The sequence below is a fragment of the Burkholderia sp. JKS000303 genome (assembly GCF_002563755.1).
GTDB lineage: Bacteria > Pseudomonadota > Gammaproteobacteria > Burkholderiales > Burkholderiaceae > Burkholderia > Burkholderia anthina_B.
Window position 1 is genome coordinate 414806 of sequence record NZ_PDBZ01000002.1, and the last position, 20331, is coordinate 435136.

Here is a 20331-nt window from a genome sequence, read left to right on the forward strand (position 1 = left end):
TGTCAGCGATACCGCCGAAAACCGGGTTTTCATGTCTGAGAAAACGAGGCCGGCGCATTTGATGTTTCTCGCATGAAACATTCCTCGTTTTTCGCCGGTGCGGCATGGTGCGGAATACGCGTTTTGCGAGCGACCGCGCCGATTCGGGAAAGTCCCGAGAAAATTTTTTGAGGCCCTTGTGCAGCGCGGCGGCAGCGAAACCGGTGCGCCAGGCGGGATGGCGCGCGTATATCAGATTTGAAACATTTCCTGCAACGCGCCGCGGTCCGGCATCGGCAAGATTTCCCGAAACCCTTGCTGCACGTGGATTTCTTTCCGGCTGGCCTGCTCTTTGCGAGAAGGTCCGCACGACAGTCGACGATGTGACGAGCGACCGGTTGCCGGAACAGGCAGATAAAGCCGGAGCGAATCACCTGCGGAATGCCAAGGATCGAGCGGACGTCGGGGAACACGCCGTCCGATCCAGCAAACCGGCGATCGCGTCGAACGATCGAGCAGACGCCGGCATCGTCCGAGCAATAAGAATCGGCAAGACCGAATTTGGGGAATAAAAATGATAGACCAGAGCACACTGCGGCTTGCACGCCGCGACGACAATCAGCAGCATCGACGCGAACGCGTCACGCCATCAATCCGAAGCCATGCGTCGGACGGTCGCCATGCCGTTCCGCTCGATCGCGATATCGCGCCGATCGAACTGCGCATGCGTGCCGAACGTTTCATCTCACCGAAATTCGCTCGCCCTGACAGGTTGACGCACTGTCGTGCCTGTTGCTGAGCATCGCAACCGAATCCGTTTGTTGTGCCCGTAGTAACCGCTCCCCGAGTCGATCCTCGACAACGGGAATTCCATAGTAGTGCGAAAGGAGACTAGCCATGTCCAAGCTCATGCTCAAGATTCGTAGCTTCTTCCAAGACGAACAAGGCGTAACGGCCATCGAATACGGCCTGATCGCTGCCCTGATCGCAGTCGGCATCATTGCCACCGTATCCGCAATCGGTACGGATCTTCAGACCGTGTTCAGCACGATCGCCACCGATCTCAGCGCGGCAGTCTGAAAACGACGGGGCGGCGAACGGTTGTCCGACCGTTCGTCGTCACCGGTCGGTGGGCGCAGGTTCGGACGCGGCATCAACAGATGTTGGCTGGACGGAACGGCAGATGGCTCGGCCGGTGCAGTTGACGAGCCGTCTCCCGGTCTTTTTGATCAACCGTGAAACGGAGACGACCATGCAAGCCCGTATGCGTGACCTGTTGCGCTGGATTCGTGACAAGCGTGGCGTGACATCGATCGAGTATGCGCTGCTCGCAGCCATGTTCGCCGTCGCCGTCCTGGGCAGTGTCGTGACGCTGAGGGGCGCGCTCGTCGGCGTGTACAGCACGGTCGCGACTGCCGTGACAGCCGCGGTGAGTGCCGCGGTGTCACTTGCTTCCTGATTTTTTTGCCAGCCGGAGTCCGCCATGTTGCCTGTCGCGCTGCCTTATCCGGTTCCGTTGTGCGTGACGGTGCTTGCGGTCGTTGCGGCCAGCACCGACATCACGAGCCGGCGTATCCCGAACCGCATCGTCGTGCTCGGTCTCGCCGGGGCACTGATCGCACAGTGCGCGCTGCACGGCATCCAGGCAGGCGCACTCGCATGGATGGCAGGCGCGGCGACCGGCTTCGGCTTGCTGCTGCCGCTTTATCTGCTGCGCGGGATGGCGGCGGGCGATGTCAAGTTGATGCTGGCGATCGGCGCATGGGTCGGCGTGCAGATGACGCTCTACATCGTGCTTGCCACGTTTGTCGCCGGCGGTATCGGTGCGCTGGCCGTGGCGCTGATGCACGGCCGGATGCGGCGGATGTGGACGAATGTCCGGATGCTGGTCACGCGGCGCGGGGCCGGCGTGCGCACGACGGCGACCGGCGAACCTGTCGCGGTCGTGTCGGTGGGCTCGCTGCCGTACGGCGTCGCGATCGCGGCGGGCACGCTCGGCGTGGTGTTCGCCTCCTGCGCATGAACGACCAGGCTGCCAAGAGAAAGGAAAGGACCAACATGAACACGAACCGCACCGATCCGAGACGCGACGCGCAGGTTGCACACCTGCCCGATCCGTTGCCGTCGCGGGAAGTCCATACGAAGCTCGGCGAGCAGTTGCCGGCCGCGCCGCGCTCGCTCGACGAAACCGGGCTCGGCCTGAGCTTCGTCGCGGGGCTCGTGCTCAAGTCGACGCTGATCATCGGGCGGCCGTCGTACGGCGAGCTGATCGAACGGCATTGCCTGCCGCTCGCGGTGCTCGACGACGTCTTCGCGTTCCTGGTGCGTGAGCATCTGGTCGAGCTCGCGCATCGCGGGACGACCGATCTCGACGTGTCGTTTCGGCTGACCGACGCGGGCCGCGTGCTCGCACGGGCGGAACAGGTGCGCAGCAGCTACAGCGGCCCCGCGCCGGTGACGCTCGATGCGTATCTCGCCTGCATCGACGCGCATTCGGTGCGCCAGCTGCGCATCACGCGCGCCGACGTACTGGCTGCGTTCGACGGCATCGTCGTCGACGCGGCGATCCTCGACGCGGCGGCCGCCGCGCTGAATGCCGGCCGCCCGCTGCTGATCTACGGGCCGGCCGGCAGCGGCAAGACCTTCCTGGCCGAACGCCTCGGCACGCTGATGCACGGCCACGTGCCGGTGCCGCATGCGGTGGTCGTCGGCGGTGAAGTGATCCAGATCCACGATCCGCTCGTGCATGTCGATGTCGCGTCGCCGACGGACAGCCTGTCGTTCGATCGTCGCTGGCGCCTGTGCGAGCGGCCGGTCGTGATGTCCGGCGGCGAACTGACGCTCGGCGAACTCGACCTGCGCCGCGACGATGCCGCCGGCTTCTACCAGGCGCCGCCGCACATGAAGGCGAACATGGGCATGTATGTCGTCGACGACCTCGGCCGCCAGCGCGTCGAGCCGCGCGACCTGCTCAATCGCTGGCTGCGCCCGCTCGATCGCGGCGTCGATTTCCTGACGCTCGAATCGGGCCACCGCTTCGTGCTGCCGTTCGACGTCTGGCCGGTGTTCTCGAGCAACATCGCGCCCGAGCAGCTCGGCGACGACGCATTCCTGCGCCGGCTCGGCTCGAAGATCTACGTCGGTCCGCTGTCGATCGACGACTACCGCGCGGTGTTCGACGCGGCCTGCGTGTCGCACGGCCTGGTGCCGGCGCACGACGCGTTCGAGTATCTGCTGCACCACCTGCACTTGCCGACCGGCAAGGCGTTTCTCGCGTGCTTCCCGGATGACCTGCTGCGACTCGTCGCCGCCGGCGCGCGATATCGCGGCGATCCGCACGAAGTCACGCCCGACGGGCTGTACGACGCGTGGGCCAGCTATTTCGGCGCGGCGCCCGAACGGGACGGCAGTCACCCGCCGCCCGTCGAGCGGGTCGGCCGTACCTTCATATCGGGTTGAGCGGTTCCCTTCACCAGTCATCGAGGAGCATTGCCATGAAAAACAGTCGAGCGGTCATGATGCTGATCGTCGCGATGGTCGCGGGGCTTGCCGCGGTCGTATTCGCGTCTCGCTGGCTGATGAACACGTCCAATGGCGCGGTTACGCCGGTCGCGGTGGCAGCCACCGACCTGAACCTGGGCGAGCCGATCACGCCGAACGAGATCCATATGGTGAGCTGGCCGTCGGGCAGCGTGCCGCCGGGGGCCTTCACCGACACGAAGGCGCTCGACGGGCGCGTCGTGCGTGCGAGCCTGACGCGCGGCGAGCCGGTGATCGAAACGAAGCTCGCGCCGATCGGCACGAAGGGCGGGCTCTCCGCCGTGATCGCCGACGGCAGCCGCGCGATCACCGTGCGCGTGAACGACGTGGTGGGGGTCGCGGGCTTCGCGCTGCCCGGCAACTACGTCGACGTGATCGTCAATACGCAGGAGCAGCAGGGCAAGAGCGACGGGCAGAGCATCTCCAAGATCGTGCTGGAGCACATCCTCGTGCTCGCCGTCGCGCAGCAGGTCAGCCGCGACGACACCGCGCCGAAGGTCGTCAATGCGGTGACGCTCGAAGTCACGCCCGATCAGGCCGAGCGGCTCGACCTCGCCCGCAGCGTCGGCACGCTGTCGCTCGTGCTGCGCAACCAGATCGACCAGAAGACGCTCGCCACCGATGGCGCCACCAAGATGACGCTGCTCGGCAAGGCGCCCGAAACGCCGCCGGCACCCGCACCGGTACACACCGTGCGCGTGCGGGTCGCGTCGCACGTGGCGCCCGAAGTGCGCCGCGATTGCATCGGCGTGCTGTCCGGTGTGAAGGGCAGCGTCGAATGTTTCTGACGCCATAGAACACATCCAGATAACAGATCGGCCGCCGTCAGGGCACGGCGGCGTTGGAAGTCGAAAACCGGCGCATCGCCGGTCACTCGGGGGATCAGACGAAATGAAGATCAAACCGCAACGTTCAGGTACCGGCCTGGTGCGCACGCGCATCGCCCGGGGCACGATGATGGCCGCGATCCTCTGCACCGGATGGCTGACCGTGTACAGCGCACTCGCGCAGGAAGGCGCGGAGTCGGCCGCGCTGGCGAAGGGCGGCGCGAGTGCGCCGGCCGCGGTCGGCAAGGGGCCGATGCAGATGACGATCAGCATGGGACCGGTGCCGGCCGCCGCGCCCGCCGCCCAGGTCGGACCGCTGCGCGGGCCGAACTGCGTGGGCGCGGTGCGCGACTCGACCAGCGTCAGCGTACCGCTCGGCAAATCGCTGCTCGTGCCGATGCCGGAACCCGTGCGCAACCGCACCATCGGCAACCCGGCCGTTGCGCAGGCGACCATGGTGTCGCCGCAGACGCTGTACATCCTCGGGCTGTCGGTCGGCACGACCAACATGATCGTGCAGGGGCGCAGCGGCGCATGCCGCGTGATCGACGTGGCGGTCGGCGCGGATGCCGCCGGCCTGCAGGCGTCGCTGCAGCAGTTGATGCCGGCCGAGCACGACATTCATGTGTCGACCGCCGCTGGCACGATCGTGCTGGCGGGCAACGTGTCGAGCTCGCAGGCCGCGCAGCAGGCGATGCTGATCGCGCACGCCTACAGCGACAGCGCCGGTGAGGGCGGCGGCAAGGGCGGCGGCGGCGTGCTGAACATGCTGAGCGTCACGTCGCCGCAGCAGGTGATGCTCGAGGTGAAGGTCGCCGAAGTGTCGAAGACGCTGATCAACCAGCTCGGCAGCGCATTCAACATCCAGGGCGGCTTCGGCTCGTGGAGCGGCGCGCTCGTCAGCAACCTGCTTGCCGGTGTCGCGAGCGGCGCGGTCTTCAACAAGGCGAACAACAAGCCGTTCAGCATCGCGGCCGATGCGCAGAACACCGATAACCTCGTCAAGATCCTCGCGGAGCCGAACCTCGTGACGATCAGCGGCCAGGAGGCGACGTTCCTCGCCGGCGGCAAGGTCTTCATCCCGGTACCGCAGAGCAGCGGCACGGGCACCACGACGATCACGCTGCAGGAAGAGGAGTTCGGCGTCGCGCTGAAGTTCACGCCGACCGTGCTGGCCAACGGCCGCATCAACCTGAAGGTGGCGCCGGAAGTGTCGGACCTGTCGCAGACGGGCGTCACGCTGAGCGCGACCAACGTCAGCGGCACGTCGATCCTGCCGCTGATCACGACGCGGCGCGCCTCGACGACGGTGCAGATGAGCGACGGCGAATCGTTCGCGATCGGCGGGCTGATCAAGGACAACGCGACGGGCGCGCTGAAGGCGATCCCGGGTGTCGGTGAGGTGCCGGTGCTCGGTGCGCTGTTTCGCAGCACGTCGTTCCAGCAGGATCGCACCGAGCTGATCTTCCTGATCACGCCGCACCTGGTGAAGCCGCTGCAGACCGCCGACGTGCCGCTGCCGACCGACAGCTTCTCGAAGCCGAACGAAGCCGACGTCTATGCGACCGGCAACATGGAAGGCCGCGGTGGTGTCCGCAAGCCGGCCGCGCAACCCGCGAACGGCGCACCGGCACCGGATGCGCCGCAGACGCCGGCCCCGGCGCCCGCTCCGGCACCGCAATCGGATGCGCCCGCCGGGCCTGCGGCCGCATTGCCGGCCCCGCGCGCACCGCAGCAAGCGGATGTGCCGTCGCCGGTGCCCGTCGAGCCGCCGAAGGCCGCCGCCGCCGCGCCCGCCGCAGCGGGTGCGGTGAGTGCAGCGCCGGCGCCCGCCGCGCAGGCCCAGCCGCAAGCGCAGGCCGATCCGGCCAGCGCGGCCCGCGTCGCACGGATCGAGGCCGCCGCCGCCCGCCTGGCGGCAGCCGGCCCCGACACGCCGGCCAGTCCGGCGCCGCGCCCGAAGCACCGGCACCCGGACGCCGTTCGCACGCAGCTCGCGCGGGCGAACGCGGAATCCGAGTCCACCGATCGTTGATGCCATCCAAGGGGAAGCTCATGAACTCCGCCTGCCTCGTTTTCCTGCGCCGCGCGGCGCTGGCCATGCCGCTCGCCTTCGCGCTCGCCGGCTGCATGTCGTCGTCGCCCGTATGGGACAGCCGCTTCGGTGACTCGGTGCGCGCCGTCACCCAGGCCCAGATCATCGACCCGCATGCCGCCGACCACGCGGCATCCGATCCGGGGGTCGACGGTGCGGCCGCCGCGTCGGCGATGGACAACTACAACAAGTCGTTCACGCAGCCCGAGCCGAAGGGCAACACCTTCGTGATCGGGATCGGCAAGGCTGCCGACTAACGACCGCATGCTCAGGGAGAACGCCATGTCCAGCGCAACCCGTCGTCCGAACCCCACGCGTCGCGGTCTGCATCACCAGCGCGGTGCCGTCGCGATCATCGTCGGCCTTGCGCTCGCGGTGATGATCGGGTTCGTCGGTCTTGCGCTGGACCTTGGCAAGCTGTACGTCACGCGCAGCGAACTGCAGAACAGTGCCGATGCGTGCGCGCTGTCGGCCGCGCGTGACCTGACGGGGGCCATCAGCCTGACCGTCGCCGAAGCGGACGGGATCGCCGCCGGTCACCTGAATTTCGCATTCTTTCAGAAGACCGCCGTGCAGATGCAGACGAATTCGAGCGTGACGTTCACCGATTCGCTGTCCAACCCGTTCCTGACGAAGTCGTCGGTCACGACCCCGGCGAACATCAAGTACGTCAAGTGCACGGCGTCGATGAACAACATCGCGCACTGGTTCGTCGAGGTGCTCAACGTGCTGCCGGGCGTGAAGATCGGCAAGACCGAGCAGGTCGCGGCGAGCGCGGTCGCGACGGTCGGCGGCGGGCAGACGGCCTGCGCGATTCCGGTGTTCGTGTGCAAGGCGTCGGCTGCGGCGCCGTACAAGGTCGGCGACTGGATCACGTCGCCGTCCGGCTCCACATACGGGCCCGGCAACTTCGGCTGGGCGGCGCTCGACGGGTCGACCAACGAACCGACCATCGCGACCGAGCTGTCCGGCAATACCTGCAACATCACGGTGCCGCCCACCCTCGGCTCGACGGGCCTGAAGACCGCGGCGTTTCGCGCCTGGAATACGCGGTTCGGCATCTATACGAACGGCGCCAACGGATCGAGCGGCCAGCCGGACTTTACCGGCTATGCGTACGTCGGTCCGAACTACGGGCCGCCGGGAACCGCCGGAATCCTCGGCGACGCCTACGCGCAATTCGTGATCGATCGCACGAAGTTCAAGTCCTACCAGGGCGACGGCGCGCCGCCGGGCGGCAGCGGCATCTCCACCGGCTGGACGGGTTCGGCGGGCAACTACCAGACCGCCGGCGGCGACCGGCGGATCGCCCTCGCGCCCGAAGGCGACTGCTCGGGGCTGAAGGGCAACAGCGTCAACGTGCCGGTCACGCAGTGGGATTGCGTGCTGATGCTCGATCCCTTGCCGTTCAGCCCGGGCAAGGGCGCGGTCATCGCGCACCTCGAATACCTCGGCTCGTCTCCGTTCAGCACTTCGTCGTCGGGTTCCGGCAACTCGACGGTCACCGGCAACAATCCGTGCGCGACCCAGGGCGTGCCCGGCGGCGGCAGCGCCAGCGGCACCCAGGTGCCGATGCTCGTTCAATAGCGGAGAGCGATCATGAAAAGAGTCCTGTTCCGTCGGTCGCGCATGCGTGGCGTGGCTGCCGTGGAGTTCGCGATCGTCCTGATCCCGATGATCCTGCTCGCGACCGGCGTGGCCGAGTTCGGGCGGGCGATCTATCAGTACGAGACGCTGACCAAGGGGACCCGCGATGCGGCGCGCTACCTGTCGCTCTATCTGCCGGCCACCGACAGTTCGTATCCGGTGGCGCAGGCGCAGTGCCTGGTCGTATACGGCAGCACGACTTGCGGGAAGGCTGGCACCGAACTGTTGCCGGGCCTCGAGACGTCGATGGTGATCGTCTGCGACGCGCTGCACACGACCGGCTGCAGCGACGCAACGGATCCGTCGGCGTTCTCCGGCCTGACCACCTACGACGCGAGCAACAACGCACCGACCGGCTCGGCGACCGGCAGCATCAGCATCGTCGAGGTGAAGGTGAAGGGCTACAAGTACCAGCCGATCCCGGCCTACCCGGGGCTGAAGGCGATCACGTTCGGCAACATCGTCACCGTGATGAGGCAAGCATCATGAGCGCGCATCGTTTTCCGCGGTTGCGTCGCCGCGCCGAACGCGGCTCGACGATCGTCGAGTTCGCGCTGATTGCGTCGATCCTGATCATGCTGCTGGTCGGTATCTTCGAATTCGGCCGCGTGCTGTTCTACTGGGGCACCGCGAGCGAGGCCGTGCGCCTTGGCGCGCGCACGGCGGTCGTCTGCGACGTGAATGCCGCCGGCGTCGCGAAGCGCGTGACGTCGATGCTGCCGCTGCTGGCAAACGCGAACGTGTCGGTGACCTACACGCCGTCGGGCTGCGACGTGACCTCCTGCACGTTCGTGACCGTGAGCGTCACGAACGTCACCGTGAAGACGATGATCCCGTTCATGAAAGTCGCGGTCACCATGCCGCCGTTCACCACGACGCTGCCGCGGGAAAGCCTGAATTCCTCGACGGGCGGCAGCGCCTGTCAATAACCGAACCGACGAGGCATACGTCATGATCAACATCCTCGTAGCGTCCGACGACACCGCGCGGCTCACGCAGATCGCGCGCCTCGTCGCCGACAGCGGCCGCTATCGCGTGACCCGCGCGGCAGGGCGGGCGTCGCAGATCGAGCATCGCACCGACGGGCTCGACGCATTCGACATCCTGCTGATCGACGGCGCGATGCTCGATGCGTCCGAGCTGTCCGCCATCGAGCGGATCTGCCGGCTGCACCCGGGGCTGACCGGCATTCTCGTGACCGCCGATGCGTCGCCGCACACGCTGCTGGACGCGATGCGCGCGGGCGCACGCGACGTGCTGCAGTGGCCGCTCGATCCGGCCGCGCTCGCCCATGCGCTGGAGCGCGCCGCCGCGCAAAGCACGCGGCGCGACACCGCGGATACGCGGATCGTGTCGTTCATGTCGTGCAAGGGCGGCGCGGGGACGAGCTTCACCGCGAGCAACGTGGCGTACGAGATCGCCGAAAGCTTCAAGCGCCGCGTGTTGCTGATCGACGTGAACCAGCAGTTCGCCGATGCCGCGTTCCTCGTCAGCGACGAGACGCCGCCGTCGACGCTGCCGCAGCTCTGCGCGCAGATCGAGCGGCTCGACGGCGCGTTTCTCGACGCGAGCGTCGCGCACGTGACACCGACCTTCCACGTGCTCGCGGGTGCGGGCGACCCGGTGAAGGCCGCCGAGATGCGCGAGGATGCGCTCGAATGGATTCTCGGCGTCGCCGCGCCGCGCTACGACTTCGTGATCTTCGACGTCGGCGTCAGCATCAATCCGCTGTCGATGGTCGCGCTCGACCGCAGCGACCAGATCCAGCTCGTGCTGCAGCCCGCGATGCCGCACGTGCGCGCGGGGCGCAGGCTGCTCGAGATCCTCGTATCGCTCGGCTATTCGACCGATCAGCTGCGGCTCATCGTGAACCGTGTGACGCGCGCAAGCGAGCGGACCCGCACCGCGCTGGAAGAAGTGCTCGGCCTGCAGGCGGTCTGCACGATTCCCGACGACGTCGACACCGTGCGCGAAGCGATCGACCAGGGCCATCCGGTGTCGCGCGTCGCGCGCAGCGCCGCGGTCGTGCGCGCCCTGCAGGGCTGCGCGAAGCAGATCGTCGAAGGCGACGTGCGCGCGGGGCACGGCGCGTCCAGCAGCGAACCGTTGATGTCCCGGCTGTTCGGCCGCAAGGCCGCGCCGAAGCTCAAGTCCATGTGAATCTCTCGGGGAAACCATCATGTCATTGCGCGAACAGATGTCCTTGTACCGGGCGCAGCCGCAGTCGGCAGCCGGCGAGCCGGCGTCGCCCCATTCGTCGGTACGCGACGCCTACCAGAAGCTGCGCCGCGAGATCCACCTGGCCGTGCTCGAGCGCGTCGAGCTGGAGCGCCTGTCGCGGCTGCCGCAGGATCAGGTCCGGCAGGAAATCACCGCGCTGATCTCGCGCATCCTCGACGAGGGGCGCATGCCCGCGAACGATATCGAGCGGCGCCAGCTCGCGATCGACGTGTACGACGAGATGTTCGGCTTCGGTCCGCTCGAAGCGCTGCTGCGCGACCCCGGCATCTCGGACATCCTCGTGAACACGTACCGGCAGGTCTATGTCGAGCGCTGCGGCCAGCTCGAGCTGACCGACGTGACGTTCTACGACGACGCCCACCTGATGAAGGTGATCGAGAAGATCGTGTCGCGCGTCGGGCGCCGCATCGACGAATCGAGCCCGATGGTCGATGCGCGGCTGCCCGACGGCTCGCGCGTGAACGCGATCATCCCGCCGTCGGCGATCGACGGGCCGCTGATGTCGATTCGCCGCTTCGCGGTCAGCCCGCTGAAGATGGACGATCTCGTGCGTTTCAAGAGCCTCACGCCGCCGATGGCGGAACTGCTCGATGCGCTGTCGCACGCGAAGGTGAACGTGCTCGTGTCGGGCGGCACGGGCAGCGGCAAGACGACGCTGCTCAACATCCTGTCCGGCTTCATCCCGCGCAACGAGCGGATCGTGACGATCGAGGACGCGGCCGAACTGCAGCTGCAGCAGCCGCACGTGCTGCGCCTCGAAACGCGCCCGCCGAACATCGAGGGCAAGGGCGAGATCACGCAGCGCACGCTGGTGCGCAACGCGCTGCGGATGCGTCCGGACCGGATCATCCTCGGCGAAGTGCGCGGCGCGGAAGCGCTCGACATGCTCAATGCGATGAACACCGGCCACGAAGGTTCGCTCGCGACGATTCACGCGAACACGCCGCGCGACGCGCTCACGCGGCTCGAGAACATGATCAGCGTCGGCGGGCTGTCGCTGCCGCCGAAGACGATGCGCCAGCAGATCGCCTCGGCGATCTCGGTCGTGGTGCAGGCCGCGCGGCTCACCGACGGCAAGCGCAAGATCGTCAGCATCCAGGAACTGACCGGGATGGAAGGCGACATCATCAACATGCAGGAAATCTTCACGTTCAAGCGCACCGGCGTGGACCGCGACGGCACGGTGCGCGGCCACTTCTGCGCGACCGGCGTGCGGCCGAAATTCGTCGAGCGGCTGCAGGCATTCGGCATCAACCTGCCGGACTCGCTGTACGACCCGTTGCAGCGCTACGAGACGAACTGACGCGCGGGCCGGCGTCTGATTCCGGGGAGGCTTCATGGACGCGATCTTTTACGGATTTGTGATTCTCACCTTCGTCGCGGTGGTGCTCGCGATCGAAGGCGTCTATCAATGGTGGAACGCGCGGCACGGGGCGGCCGCGCGCCGGATCGAGTCGCGCCTGCGCGCGATGTCGGCCGGCGGCAACGTGCAGCGGGAGCGGATGTCGATCCTCAAGAAGCGGATGCTCGACGAGTCGCGGCCGCTCGACCGGCTGCTGCTGCGCGCGCCGCGCGTGCGGCAGCTCGACCTGACGCTGCAGCAGTCGGGCCTCGACTGGACGGTCGCGAAGCTGGTCGTGCTCACCGCGGCGCTGCCGGTGGCGGCGCTGCTCGTGCTCAGCTTCACCGCGTTGCCGCTGATCCTCGTGCTGCCGATCGCGCTGCTGTGCGCGTGCCTGCCGATGGTGTACGTGACGCGGCATCGTAATCGCCGGATGCGCAAGCTCCAGCGGCAATTGCCCGATATCTGCGACATGATCGCGCGCGCGCTGCGCTCGGGCCATTCGTTCACGAGTGCGCTCGGCATGGTCGGCGAGGAGTTTCCCGATCCGATGGGCGGCGAGTTCAGGATCACGTTCGACGAGATCAACTACGGCGTGTCGCTGCACGACGCGCTGATGAACCTGGCGACGCGCGTGCCGGTGCAGGACCTGCGCTATTTCGTGATTGCCGTGCTGATCCAGCGCGAGACGGGCGGCAACCTGGCCGAGCTGCTCGACAACATTGCCGGGCTGATCCGCGAGCGCTTCAAGCTGTTCGACAAGGTTCGCGTGCTGTCGGCGGAAGGGCGGCTGTCCGCCTGGATTCTCGGCCTGCTGCCATTCGGGACCGCGGCCATGATGGCGCTGCTGAACCGGGAGTTTCTGTCCGTGCTCTGGGAGGATCCCGCCGGGATCAAGATGGTCAGCTCGATGCTGGTGTCGATGATCTTCGGCCTGTTCTGGATCCGCCGGATCGTCCGGATTCGCGTCTGACGCGCGTTACAGGCTTCACGAACCGTTTCGAGGGTGTCATGCAAAACCTGAGCGTAATACAGACCGTGATGCTGGGCGGCTTGTTCGTCTTCGTGACCGGCGGCGTGCTCGTCGCGATGCTGCTGTTCGCGCCGCGCAACTTGCAGCGCCGGATCGAGCAGGCCGGCGGCGCTAGTGCGGGCGTCGCCGTGGGCGGTGGCGGCGACGAGTCGTCGCGATGGGTCGCGAAGCTGGTCGAGCTGTCGCATCCGATCTCGCGGCTGTCGGTGCCGCAGGACGGCTGGGAGGATTCGCCGCTGCGGATCCGGCTGATGAATGCCGGATGGCGCGAATCGAGTGCCGCGGTGCTCTATTTCACCGCAAAGACGGCGCTCGCGCTGGCGCTGCCGTGCTGCGCGCTGCTGTCGCTGATCACGACGCGCCTCGCGGAACAGCGCATGCTGCTGTCGTTCATTCTCATCGCGTTCGCGGGCATCGGCTACTACGTGCCGAACACCCTCCTCGCGCGGCGGATCGCGGCGCGTCAGCAACAGATCTTCGAGGATTTCCCCGACGCGCTCGACTTGCTGACGGTGTGCGTCGAAGCAGGGCTCGGGCTCGATGCGGCGTTGATGAAAGTAACCGACGAGCTGCGTTTTCGCAGCGTGGTGGTCGCCGGCGAGTTCGACCTGCTGCTGCTCGAGATGCGTTCCGGGTTCACGAAGGAGACGGCGCTGCGCAATCTCGCGCTGCGAACCGGCGTCGAGGATGTCGAATCGTTCTGCGCGATGCTGATCCAGGCCGACCGCTTCGGGACGAGCATCAGCGAATCGCTGCGCGTGCTGTCGGACATGCTGCGCACGCGGCGGCGAATGCGTGCCGAGGAGCGCGCGGCCAAGATCGCGTTGAAGCTGCTGTTTCCGCTGATCTTCTGCATCTTCCCCGCGCTGATGGGCGTGTTGCTGGGGCCGGCGGTGATTCACGTGTATCGCGTGCTGCTGCCGACGTTCGTCGGTATTGCGCACTGACAGTGCGTGTGCGGGGTGCCGCACGAAACGAATTTCCGCGCCGGCCTTGATGCCACGACCGGTCGGCACGGTCAATGTCTTCATGGGAGATTCCTTCCCCCGGGCGACACCGCGAGACAGGTCGATCATAGCGGCGTCAACGCAACCCGGACCCATGGTCGACCCTGGATGCAGCCGTAGTCCACTGCCCGCGCGGGTGGCCCCCTACTGCTAACCATGAACGGCCGGTCGTGTACCTGGACACGACCCACGCATCCCCGCGCCAAAGGGCTGCGTCTCATTCGTCGGACGAACCCGGCCGGGGCGACCGGCCGGGTTCGCGCTTCACTGAAAGTGATGCACGTAGCGCAGCACCATCCGTGTGCCCTGCGGCCGGTTGCGCGCATAGACTTCGAAATACGCGTTGAACAACAGGTGATCCTGCGGCGAGAAGCTATACATCGCGCCCGGCCCGATCGCGAGCACGGCTTCGCGCGTGCCGGATACGTCCTGCCCGTTCGCCTTCATGTCGGTGGTCTGGCGCAGCCAGTAGCCGTTGAGCCCCAGCCGCAAGCCGGGCCGCACCTCGTACTCGGTCGCGAAGTTCGCATGCACGGCCTGGCCGGCCTGCGTCGAGCTCACGTCGGACCCGAGCGCGGTCGCCGGTTCATGGTTGGTCGCATTCCACAGGTAGTGCAGCCGCCATGACACGGTCCACTTCGGCGTGACCCAGAACGTCGCGGCCCAGTACGGATCGAACGACCAGAAATGACTGCCCGGATTGATCGCGCGGGCCGGATCGTAGGCGCCGGTCGGCGCGATGAACTGGAACTCGACGCGCTGCGCAAAGCGCGGCCCCTGCGCGCCCATGACCGGATCGAACTGGATGAACGGGCCGACCAGCAGGTCGCCCAGCCCGGCGCGCGAATTCAGCGCGACGTTGCCGATGCCGTCGTTGGTATGCACGGACGCCACCCACGGCAGGATCACGTCGAGCCCCGGATGCATGCCGCGGAACGTCAGCGGCGACTGGTAGACGAGCTGGCTCAGCCCCGCGAACAGGTCGATGTCCTGCTTCGGCAGCCCGACCTTGTTGCCCGCGTTGTCGTTGACGCGGCCGGCCGTGTAGTACTCGAAGTACTGCGTGCCGTACCAGCCGGAGCCGGCCGGCGGCATCCCGTCGAGAAAACTCGTCATCCCCAGGTTGACCGACGGCAGGTCGGTCGCACGGGCCGGCGCGTGGCCGGCGATGCCGGCGAATGCGAGGCCCGCGATCGCGAGCAGGCGAGAGCCGCGTTTCTTCATCACCACCTCCTGACTATTTATTTGTATAACTAATCAAAGTGCGCGTTAAAGATCGGGGTGATCCGAGATCGCGCGATACTGGCCCGCGTGGAAGACGAGCGGCGGCTTGCGGAACACGTCGAGCTGCTCGATCTGGCCGATGAACAGCAGGTGATCGCCGCCTTCGTAATGGCCGACGTGACGGCACACGAACCGCGCGCTGGCGCCGTCGAGGCACGGCACGCCGCCCGACTCGGCGTCCACGTGCGGCACGCCGTCGAACTTGTCGGTGCTCGGGGTCGCGAAACGGCGCGACAGCGCGATCTGGTCGTGCGCGAGAATGTTGATCGCGAAGTGCGTGGCCGCCACGAAATCCGGGCGGCTCGGCGCGACCTTGCGCAGGCTCCACAGCACGAGCGGCGGGTCGAGCGACAGCGACGAGAACGAGTTGGCGGTGAGGCCGACCTTGCGCCCGTCGGCGGCGCGCGTGGTGATCACGGTGACGCCGGTCGGAAACTGCCCGAAGGCGGCCCGCAATTGCGCCGGGTCGATGGCGCGATGGCCGGAAACGGTCGTCATCATCGCGCTTGCTCCGCACGTGCGGCGTGTTCGCGGATCAGCGCCGCGCAGGCCGACGGATCGAACCACCACGGCGAGAATTGGCGCGGATCGTCGAAGCCGTCGACGATCGTCCGGGCGAGCGACGGCAACTGGCCGGCCGCGCCGAGCAGTTCGAGCACGTGCGGCGGCGGCGGGGTCAGCAGCGAGTTGGTCCAGCGCACGACGTGCTGCGCATAGGCCCAGTAGCGCTCGAACGTCTCGTGCATCCAGGCTTCGTCGAACGGCGCCGCCTCGCGCGCGAGGATCGCGTCGCCATACACCTTCGCGCACTTGGCCGCATTGTTCGAACCCTGGCCGGTGATCGGGTCGTTGACGACGACCGCATCGGCCATGCCGAACACGGTGCGGCCCGACGGCAGGCGGAAGAACGGCTTGCGCACGGTCGGCGTGAAGCGCCCGGACAGCGTGCCGTTCGGATCGGTGAGCGCGACGTCGCGGCAGCGCTCGAACTCCCACGGCACGTACTGTTGCAGGAACGACAGGCTCCGGTCGAGATGCTGCTCGGGCGTCTTCACGTCGGCCCAGCAGTCGAGCGGGCCGCCGGGAATGCCTTCGAACACCATGATCTCGCACGGGTCGGTCGTGGTCAGCGCGGGGAACACGAAGTATTCGCCGATGCCCGGCAGCAGGTTGAAGCGCACGCGCGAATATGGCTGGCTCGGCGTCATGCCCTTCACGTAGGTGAGGGCCAGCGCGCGCTGCGGGCGCTCGAACGCGCTGCGCGCGTCGTCGCGGCCGAGCAGGTTGACGATTTCGCCCTTGCCGGCGGCGAGCAGCACGAGATCGTGGCTGCGCGCCAGTTCCTCGAGCTCCGGCACGCCGACGTCGCAGATGCGCACGTCCGCGCCGCGCCGCCCGATCGCGTCGAGCCAGTGCGCCATCTTCACGCGCTGGTCGACCGATTGCGCGTAGCGGGTCAGGCGCGACGACCAGTCGATCGCCTTGCGGCCGTTGCCGTCCGGATGCGGCACCGCGATGCCGATGCCGTCGACGGACGGGCATGCTTCTTCCCATTCGTTCAGGCCGAGGTCGCGCTCGATCTGCAACGCGGTATGGAACATGCACTGGCTCGACATGACCTTGCCGGTGCGGATCTGCTCCGCGTCGCGGTTGGTCGCGAGCGTGACGTGATAACCCTGGTCGAGCAGCGTGAAGGCGAGTTGCAGGCCGGACTGGCCTGCACCGACGATGGCGATGCGTTTCATGATGGAAATCCTTGGTAGAACGAATTACTTGGGTAGGAGCGTGAACCGGAAGAAGCGGCGTGCGGCTATTCCGCCAGGCGCGGAATCGCCGGCACGGCCTGCTCGGGGCCCATCGCGGAGTAACCGCCGTCCACCGCATAGTCGGCGCCGGTCACGAAGCTCGCCGCGTCGCTGCACAGGAACGTGACGACCTGCGCGACTTCCGACGGGTCGCCGACGCGTCCGAGCAGGTGAAACGGCGCGGCCACGCGATCGGTTTTCGCGCGGTCGCCATGCGTCATCTCGTCCATCACGCGCGACCACGTCCATCCCGGCGACACCGAGTTCACGCGGATCCGGTCGGCTGCCAGATCCATCGCCATGCTGCGCGTGAGCTGGCGCATCGCGGCCTTCGACGTCGGGTACAGCCAGCGGCCGGTTTGCGCGCATTGCGCGGAGATCGAGCTGAAATTCACGATCGCGCCGCCGCCGCGGCGCGTCAGGTATGGATGCACGGCCTTGGCCATCATCGCCGCCGAGACGACGTTGACGTCCATCGCGGCGAGCCAGTCGTTGCGCGTGGCCTGGATGCCGTTGTCGACGTAGCTGCACGCGAGGTTGATCAGCAGGTCGACCGCGCCGAAGCGCTCGGCGACGGCCGATACCGCGTGTTCGATCGCACGGTCGTCGGTGATGTCGGTCGCGACGAACATCCCGCGCTCGCCGAGGGAAGCGGCGACGCGCGCGCCGTTCTGCGCATCGAGATCGAGGATCGCGACGCACGCGCCGGCGCGGCTCAGGTCCTGCGCGACGGCGGCGCCGATCAGCGTGGCGCCGCCGGTGACGATGGCGACTTTGCCAGCAAGGGCTGTCATGGGGTGTCTCCTGGAAGGATTGAATGAAGGCGGCGCGCGCCCGGCGCGTCGCCTGTTTGTCCGGTGCTTACGCGCTGTCGCGCCAGCGGCCCATCAGCCCGTTCGACGGCACGGTTTCGTCGAGCAGCTTGCGCGCCGTTTCGACGCCGGCGACCGGCAGGCCGGCCGGGTCGAGCAGCCCGACCTGCACGAGCACGCTCGCCTGATCCCAGTAGATGTGTTCGTGATACAGCTTGTCGCCGCGGAACTTGACGATCGCGACGAGCGGGATCTCGACGCGCTTGCCGGTCGGCGCGACGCCGGGCAGCATCCAGTCGATCTCGGTCGTGTGCGTGAAGCAGAACAGCAGTTCGTCGACGATCTGGCTCGCGCCGACCGTGCGCGAGATCGGCGTGATCGTCGTGTCGGGCGGATTCGCATGCACGAAGTGATGCGTGTAGAAGCGCTTGAGCTCGTCGTAGCCGACGCCGCCCGTCAGCGTCGGGATATGGTTCACGTAAGGTTGGGCGACCATCGTGGCCATCGTCGCGTCGACGTTGCGCGTGTCGAATTCGTGCCGCAGGTGTTCTTCCCACAGTGTGGACAGATCGTAGTGCGGGCCGAGCGCCGCGCGGAATGCGGCAATCGCGCGCTGGTGCGCCATCACCGCGGCCGCCTTGTCGAAATGATCGCCGCCGATGCGCGCGAACGCATGGTCGACGCCCGGATAGACGTACACCTCGACGCCGTCGCGGCCGGACAGCGCGGCGCCGATGCGCTGCTGCGCGTCGGGCGGGCAGAAGCGGTCCTGCGCGGCGATCTGCAGCACCAGCCGCCCGCGCAGGCGCGACGCTTCGTCGAGCGCCTGCTCGATTCCGACGCCGTAATAGCTGACCGCCGCGGCCACGCCCGGCAGCCGGCACGCGGCCAGGTACGCGAGCTTGCCGCCGAGGCAGAAGCCGAGCACGCCGGCCTGGCCCGTGCATTCCGGGCGTTGCGTGAGCACGGCGAGCGCCGCGCCGATGTCCTCGACCCCCTTGTTTTCGTCGTACTCGCGGTACAGCGCCATCGCGCGCTCGACGTCGGCGGCGGAGTCGCCCAGTTCGATGCCGGGAGCCTGGCGCCAGAACAGGTCGGGCACGAGCACCGTGTAGCCTTCCTCCGCGTAATAGTCGGCCACGTCCCGCATCGTCGCGTTCGCGCCGAAAATCTCGTGGCACAGCACGATGCCGGGCCCCTTGCCGGCGGCCGGTGCGCTCAGGTAGGCGCGAAACGTGCCGCCGTCCGGCGACGGGATCTCGATGTGATGTCCTTTCATGCGTCTCTCCATTCTGTTCGTGGCTTGCATGGACCCAGTATTGGCGGACGAAACGCGCGCTTCTATCCGCTTTCTTCGGCCGGTATCCGCGAATTCCGGAAACCTGCGGTTCGGCCTGCCGCATCGGGGCCGGAACGCGGCGCACTGCGGGTATGTGCGGATGCGGAAGTCCCGCACAGTTTTCTACGATGCGCGAACGGTCCGCTTCTTGCGTCAGGTACGCAGGGCTTGCGTAGTGTAACGAGGCGGACTGTCCGGATACGCCGGACGCTATCCGGATCGTGCGACCGGATTCCCGGGAAGCGGGAATGCGTGCACAGCGCAAGTGCGATCGAGCACGACGGGAGAACATCGATGGGGCAATTTTCCGGAACGGGCTGGCTGGGCGAGGCCACCTGTTTCAATCACGACGCGCTGCTGCTGCAGTCGAACGATCTCGACGAGGTACGCGCGCGCGTGGCGGATGTGTTCAAGCCGCATCGACTCACGCTGACCGGCGATTCGCGCGCGCTGCACAGCTGCATGCACCATGCGCGCTGGGGCAATCTGTCGTTGAATCTGCTCGACTATGGCGGCGAGGTGTCGATCGAGCCCGGGCCGCTCGAGCATTTCTACCTGTTGCAGATGCCGCTGCGCGGCGATGCGGAGATCGAATGCGGCGCCACGCGCTTCGTGTCGTCGCCCGACACGGCGTCGCTGCTGTCGCCGACGCTGTCGCTGCGGATGCGGTGGGGCGAAGCGTGCCCGCAAGCGATCCTGCGCATCGAGCGCGAGGTGATGGAGCGGCATGCGCAGCGGCATTTCGGCGACGACCGGCGCGGGCCGGTCGAGTTCGAGCCGGAATTCGGTTTGTCGTCGCCGCAGGGCGCATGCCTCGCGCAAATGCTGCCGATGCTGGCCGATGCGATCGCAACCGACGGGCATCCGCTGCGTCATCCGCTCGCGTTCGAGCAGCTCGAATCGACGCTGCTGAACCTGTTGCTGTACGGCCACCCGAACACGGCGCGCAACGGCACGCGTCCCGCGCCGGCGCCGCTCGCGCCGTTCTATGTGCGGCGCGTCGAGGAGTACGTCCGCGCGCATCTCGACGAGCCGCTGACGATCGAACGGCTCGCCGAGCTCGCCGGCGTCAGCCCGAGCACGCTGTTCGCGGGCTTTCGCAACCGTCACGGCATTACGCCGATGGCGTTCGTGCGCCAGTTGCGCCTGCAACGTGTGCGCGACGAACTGCGCGACGACGCGACACCGGGGCTCGCGTCGGTGACGGACGTCGCACTGAAATGGGGGTTCGCGCACCTCGGGCGGTTCGCGATCGAGTACAAGCGCGCGTTCGGGGAATCGCCGTCGGCGACGCTGAGAATGCGGCGCGTGCGCAACTGACGGCAGCCACGTCGACGCAGGCTCATGCGTCGAAAGTGTGGCACACGCGTCAAGCGGGCG

The 20331-nt window shown here is 67.3% G+C and carries 21 protein-coding genes; 16 read left to right on the forward strand and 5 right to left on the reverse strand.

The window, feature by feature from the left end; all coding sequences use genetic code 11:
* Positions 1–553: 553 nt before the first annotated feature.
* The 15 genes from BX604_RS38550 to BX604_RS23965 all read left to right on the forward strand — a co-directional run bounded on the left by BX604_RS38550 (position 554) and on the right by BX604_RS23965 (position 13651).
* A complete protein-coding gene (locus BX604_RS38550) occupies positions 554–778 on the forward strand; it encodes a hypothetical protein (protein WP_143748093.1) in 225 nt (74 codons plus the stop codon).
* 98 nt (positions 779–876) lie between these two features.
* A complete protein-coding gene (locus BX604_RS23900; protein ID WP_098553318.1) occupies positions 877–1059 on the forward strand; it encodes a Flp family type IVb pilin in 183 nt (60 codons plus the stop codon).
* A 172-nt stretch (positions 1060–1231) separates the two neighbouring features.
* Positions 1232–1438, forward strand: a complete 207-nt coding sequence (locus BX604_RS23905; RefSeq protein WP_098554015.1) for a Flp family type IVb pilin — start codon at positions 1232–1234, stop codon at positions 1436–1438.
* A 24-nt stretch (positions 1439–1462) separates the two neighbouring features.
* Positions 1463–2002: an A24 family peptidase gene (locus BX604_RS23910; protein ID WP_098553319.1), complete on the forward strand. Its 540-nt coding sequence runs from the start codon at positions 1463–1465 to the stop codon at positions 2000–2002.
* A gap of 35 nt (positions 2003–2037) precedes the next feature.
* Positions 2038–3438, forward strand: a complete 1401-nt coding sequence (locus BX604_RS23915; RefSeq protein ID WP_098554016.1) for an ATPase — start codon at positions 2038–2040, stop codon at positions 3436–3438.
* A 35-nt stretch (positions 3439–3473) separates the two neighbouring features.
* Positions 3474–4307, forward strand: coding sequence for a Flp pilus assembly protein CpaB (gene cpaB / locus BX604_RS23920; protein WP_098553320.1), 834 nt, complete (start codon positions 3474–3476; stop codon positions 4305–4307).
* A gap of 103 nt (positions 4308–4410) precedes the next feature.
* Positions 4411–6381: a type II and III secretion system protein family protein gene (locus BX604_RS23925; protein ID WP_098553321.1), complete on the forward strand. Its 1971-nt coding sequence runs from the start codon at positions 4411–4413 to the stop codon at positions 6379–6381.
* A 20-nt stretch (positions 6382–6401) separates the two neighbouring features.
* Complete coding sequence (locus tag BX604_RS23930; protein ID WP_098553322.1) at positions 6402–6698, forward strand: hypothetical protein; 297 nt, start codon at positions 6402–6404, stop codon at positions 6696–6698.
* A 25-nt stretch (positions 6699–6723) separates the two neighbouring features.
* Positions 6724–8028, forward strand: coding sequence for a pilus assembly protein TadG-related protein (locus tag BX604_RS23935; RefSeq protein ID WP_098553323.1), 1305 nt, complete (start codon positions 6724–6726; stop codon positions 8026–8028).
* Positions 8029–8070: 42 nt separating this feature from the next.
* The gene (locus BX604_RS23940) at positions 8071–8577 is read left to right on the forward strand and encodes a TadE/TadG family type IV pilus assembly protein (protein WP_179894904.1); all 507 of its coding nucleotides are present in this window, start codon (positions 8071–8073) and stop codon (positions 8575–8577) included.
* Positions 8574–9017, forward strand: coding sequence for a TadE/TadG family type IV pilus assembly protein (locus BX604_RS23945; protein WP_098553325.1), 444 nt, complete (start codon positions 8574–8576; stop codon positions 9015–9017). The genes BX604_RS23940 and BX604_RS23945 overlap by 4 nt, the downstream gene beginning before the upstream one ends.
* A gap of 22 nt (positions 9018–9039) precedes the next feature.
* Positions 9040–10248 (forward strand): AAA family ATPase, encoded by a 1209-nt coding sequence (locus BX604_RS23950; RefSeq protein WP_098553326.1) that lies wholly within the window; start codon positions 9040–9042, stop codon positions 10246–10248.
* A gap of 19 nt (positions 10249–10267) precedes the next feature.
* Complete coding sequence (locus BX604_RS23955) at positions 10268–11632, forward strand: CpaF family protein (RefSeq protein ID WP_098553327.1); 1365 nt, start codon at positions 10268–10270, stop codon at positions 11630–11632.
* Between the two features lie 34 nt (positions 11633–11666).
* Positions 11667–12644, forward strand: coding sequence for a type II secretion system F family protein (locus BX604_RS23960; protein ID WP_098553328.1), 978 nt, complete (start codon positions 11667–11669; stop codon positions 12642–12644).
* 38 nt (positions 12645–12682) lie between these two features.
* The gene (locus BX604_RS23965; protein WP_098553329.1) at positions 12683–13651 is read left to right on the forward strand and encodes a type II secretion system F family protein; all 969 of its coding nucleotides are present in this window, start codon (positions 12683–12685) and stop codon (positions 13649–13651) included.
* Between the two features lie 324 nt (positions 13652–13975).
* Here BX604_RS23965 and BX604_RS23970 read toward each other — a convergent pair whose 3' ends face one another.
* The 5 genes from BX604_RS23970 to BX604_RS23990 all read right to left on the reverse strand — a co-directional run bounded on the left by BX604_RS23970 (position 13976) and on the right by BX604_RS23990 (position 18891).
* The gene (locus tag BX604_RS23970) at positions 13976–14935 is read right to left on the reverse strand and encodes a SphA family protein (RefSeq protein WP_098553330.1); all 960 of its coding nucleotides are present in this window, start codon (positions 14933–14935) and stop codon (positions 13976–13978) included.
* 45 nt (positions 14936–14980) lie between these two features.
* Positions 14981–15496, reverse strand: coding sequence for a flavin reductase family protein (locus tag BX604_RS23975; RefSeq protein ID WP_098553331.1), 516 nt, complete (start codon positions 15494–15496; stop codon positions 14981–14983).
* On the reverse strand, positions 15493–16740 hold the full coding sequence (locus tag BX604_RS23980) for a styrene monooxygenase/indole monooxygenase family protein (RefSeq protein ID WP_098553332.1): 1248 nt from the start codon (positions 16738–16740) through the stop codon (positions 15493–15495). Before BX604_RS23980 ends, BX604_RS23975 begins: the two co-directional genes overlap by 4 nt.
* A 65-nt stretch (positions 16741–16805) precedes the next feature.
* Positions 16806–17594, reverse strand: a complete 789-nt coding sequence (locus BX604_RS23985) for an SDR family oxidoreductase (protein ID WP_098553333.1) — start codon at positions 17592–17594, stop codon at positions 16806–16808.
* A 67-nt stretch (positions 17595–17661) separates the two neighbouring features.
* A complete protein-coding gene (locus BX604_RS23990; RefSeq protein WP_098553334.1) occupies positions 17662–18891 on the reverse strand; it encodes a dienelactone hydrolase family protein in 1230 nt (409 codons plus the stop codon).
* Positions 18892–19245: 354 nt separating this feature from the next.
* On the opposite strand from BX604_RS23990, the gene BX604_RS23995 reads away from it, so the two are divergent.
* Complete coding sequence (locus BX604_RS23995) at positions 19246–20271, forward strand: AraC family transcriptional regulator (RefSeq protein WP_098553335.1); 1026 nt, start codon at positions 19246–19248, stop codon at positions 20269–20271.
* The last annotated feature ends 60 nt before the right edge of the window (positions 20272–20331 follow it).

Bases quoted from the DNA above. Each gene is read 5' to 3' on its own strand.
- BX604_RS23925 (WP_098553321.1), top strand. From the start codon at position 4,411: ATGAAGATCAAACCGCAACGTTCAGGTACCGGCCTGGTGCGCACGCGC.
- BX604_RS23900 (WP_098553318.1), top strand. From the start codon at position 877: ATGTCCAAGCTCATGCTCAAGATTCGTAGCTTCTTCCAAGACGAACAA.
- BX604_RS23935 (WP_098553323.1), top strand. From the start codon at position 6,724: ATGTCCAGCGCAACCCGTCGTCCGAACCCCACGCGTCGCGGTCTGCAT.
- cpaB (WP_098553320.1), top strand. From the start codon at position 3,474: ATGAAAAACAGTCGAGCGGTCATGATGCTGATCGTCGCGATGGTCGCG.
- BX604_RS23915 (WP_098554016.1), top strand. From the start codon at position 2,038: ATGAACACGAACCGCACCGATCCGAGACGCGACGCGCAGGTTGCACAC.
- BX604_RS23970 (WP_098553330.1), bottom strand. From the start codon at position 14,935: ATGAAGAAACGCGGCTCTCGCCTGCTCGCGATCGCGGGCCTCGCATTC.
- BX604_RS23960 (WP_098553328.1), top strand. From the start codon at position 11,667: ATGGACGCGATCTTTTACGGATTTGTGATTCTCACCTTCGTCGCGGTG.
- BX604_RS23965 (WP_098553329.1), top strand. From the start codon at position 12,683: ATGCAAAACCTGAGCGTAATACAGACCGTGATGCTGGGCGGCTTGTTC.
- BX604_RS23995 (WP_098553335.1), top strand. From the start codon at position 19,246: ATGGGGCAATTTTCCGGAACGGGCTGGCTGGGCGAGGCCACCTGTTTC.
- BX604_RS23985 (WP_098553333.1), bottom strand. From the start codon at position 17,594: ATGACAGCCCTTGCTGGCAAAGTCGCCATCGTCACCGGCGGCGCCACG.
- BX604_RS23975 (WP_098553331.1), bottom strand. From the start codon at position 15,496: ATGATGACGACCGTTTCCGGCCATCGCGCCATCGACCCGGCGCAATTG.
- BX604_RS23905 (WP_098554015.1), top strand. From the start codon at position 1,232: ATGCAAGCCCGTATGCGTGACCTGTTGCGCTGGATTCGTGACAAGCGT.
- BX604_RS38550 (WP_143748093.1), top strand. From the start codon at position 554: ATGATAGACCAGAGCACACTGCGGCTTGCACGCCGCGACGACAATCAG.
- BX604_RS23940 (WP_179894904.1), top strand. From the start codon at position 8,071: ATGCGTGGCGTGGCTGCCGTGGAGTTCGCGATCGTCCTGATCCCGATG.
- BX604_RS23980 (WP_098553332.1), bottom strand. From the start codon at position 16,740: ATGAAACGCATCGCCATCGTCGGTGCAGGCCAGTCCGGCCTGCAACTC.
- BX604_RS23950 (WP_098553326.1), top strand. From the start codon at position 9,040: ATGATCAACATCCTCGTAGCGTCCGACGACACCGCGCGGCTCACGCAG.
- BX604_RS23955 (WP_098553327.1), top strand. From the start codon at position 10,268: ATGTCATTGCGCGAACAGATGTCCTTGTACCGGGCGCAGCCGCAGTCG.
- BX604_RS23990 (WP_098553334.1), bottom strand. From the start codon at position 18,891: ATGAAAGGACATCACATCGAGATCCCGTCGCCGGACGGCGGCACGTTT.
- BX604_RS23945 (WP_098553325.1), top strand. From the start codon at position 8,574: ATGAGCGCGCATCGTTTTCCGCGGTTGCGTCGCCGCGCCGAACGCGGC.
- BX604_RS23910 (WP_098553319.1), top strand. From the start codon at position 1,463: ATGTTGCCTGTCGCGCTGCCTTATCCGGTTCCGTTGTGCGTGACGGTG.
- BX604_RS23930 (WP_098553322.1), top strand. From the start codon at position 6,402: ATGAACTCCGCCTGCCTCGTTTTCCTGCGCCGCGCGGCGCTGGCCATG.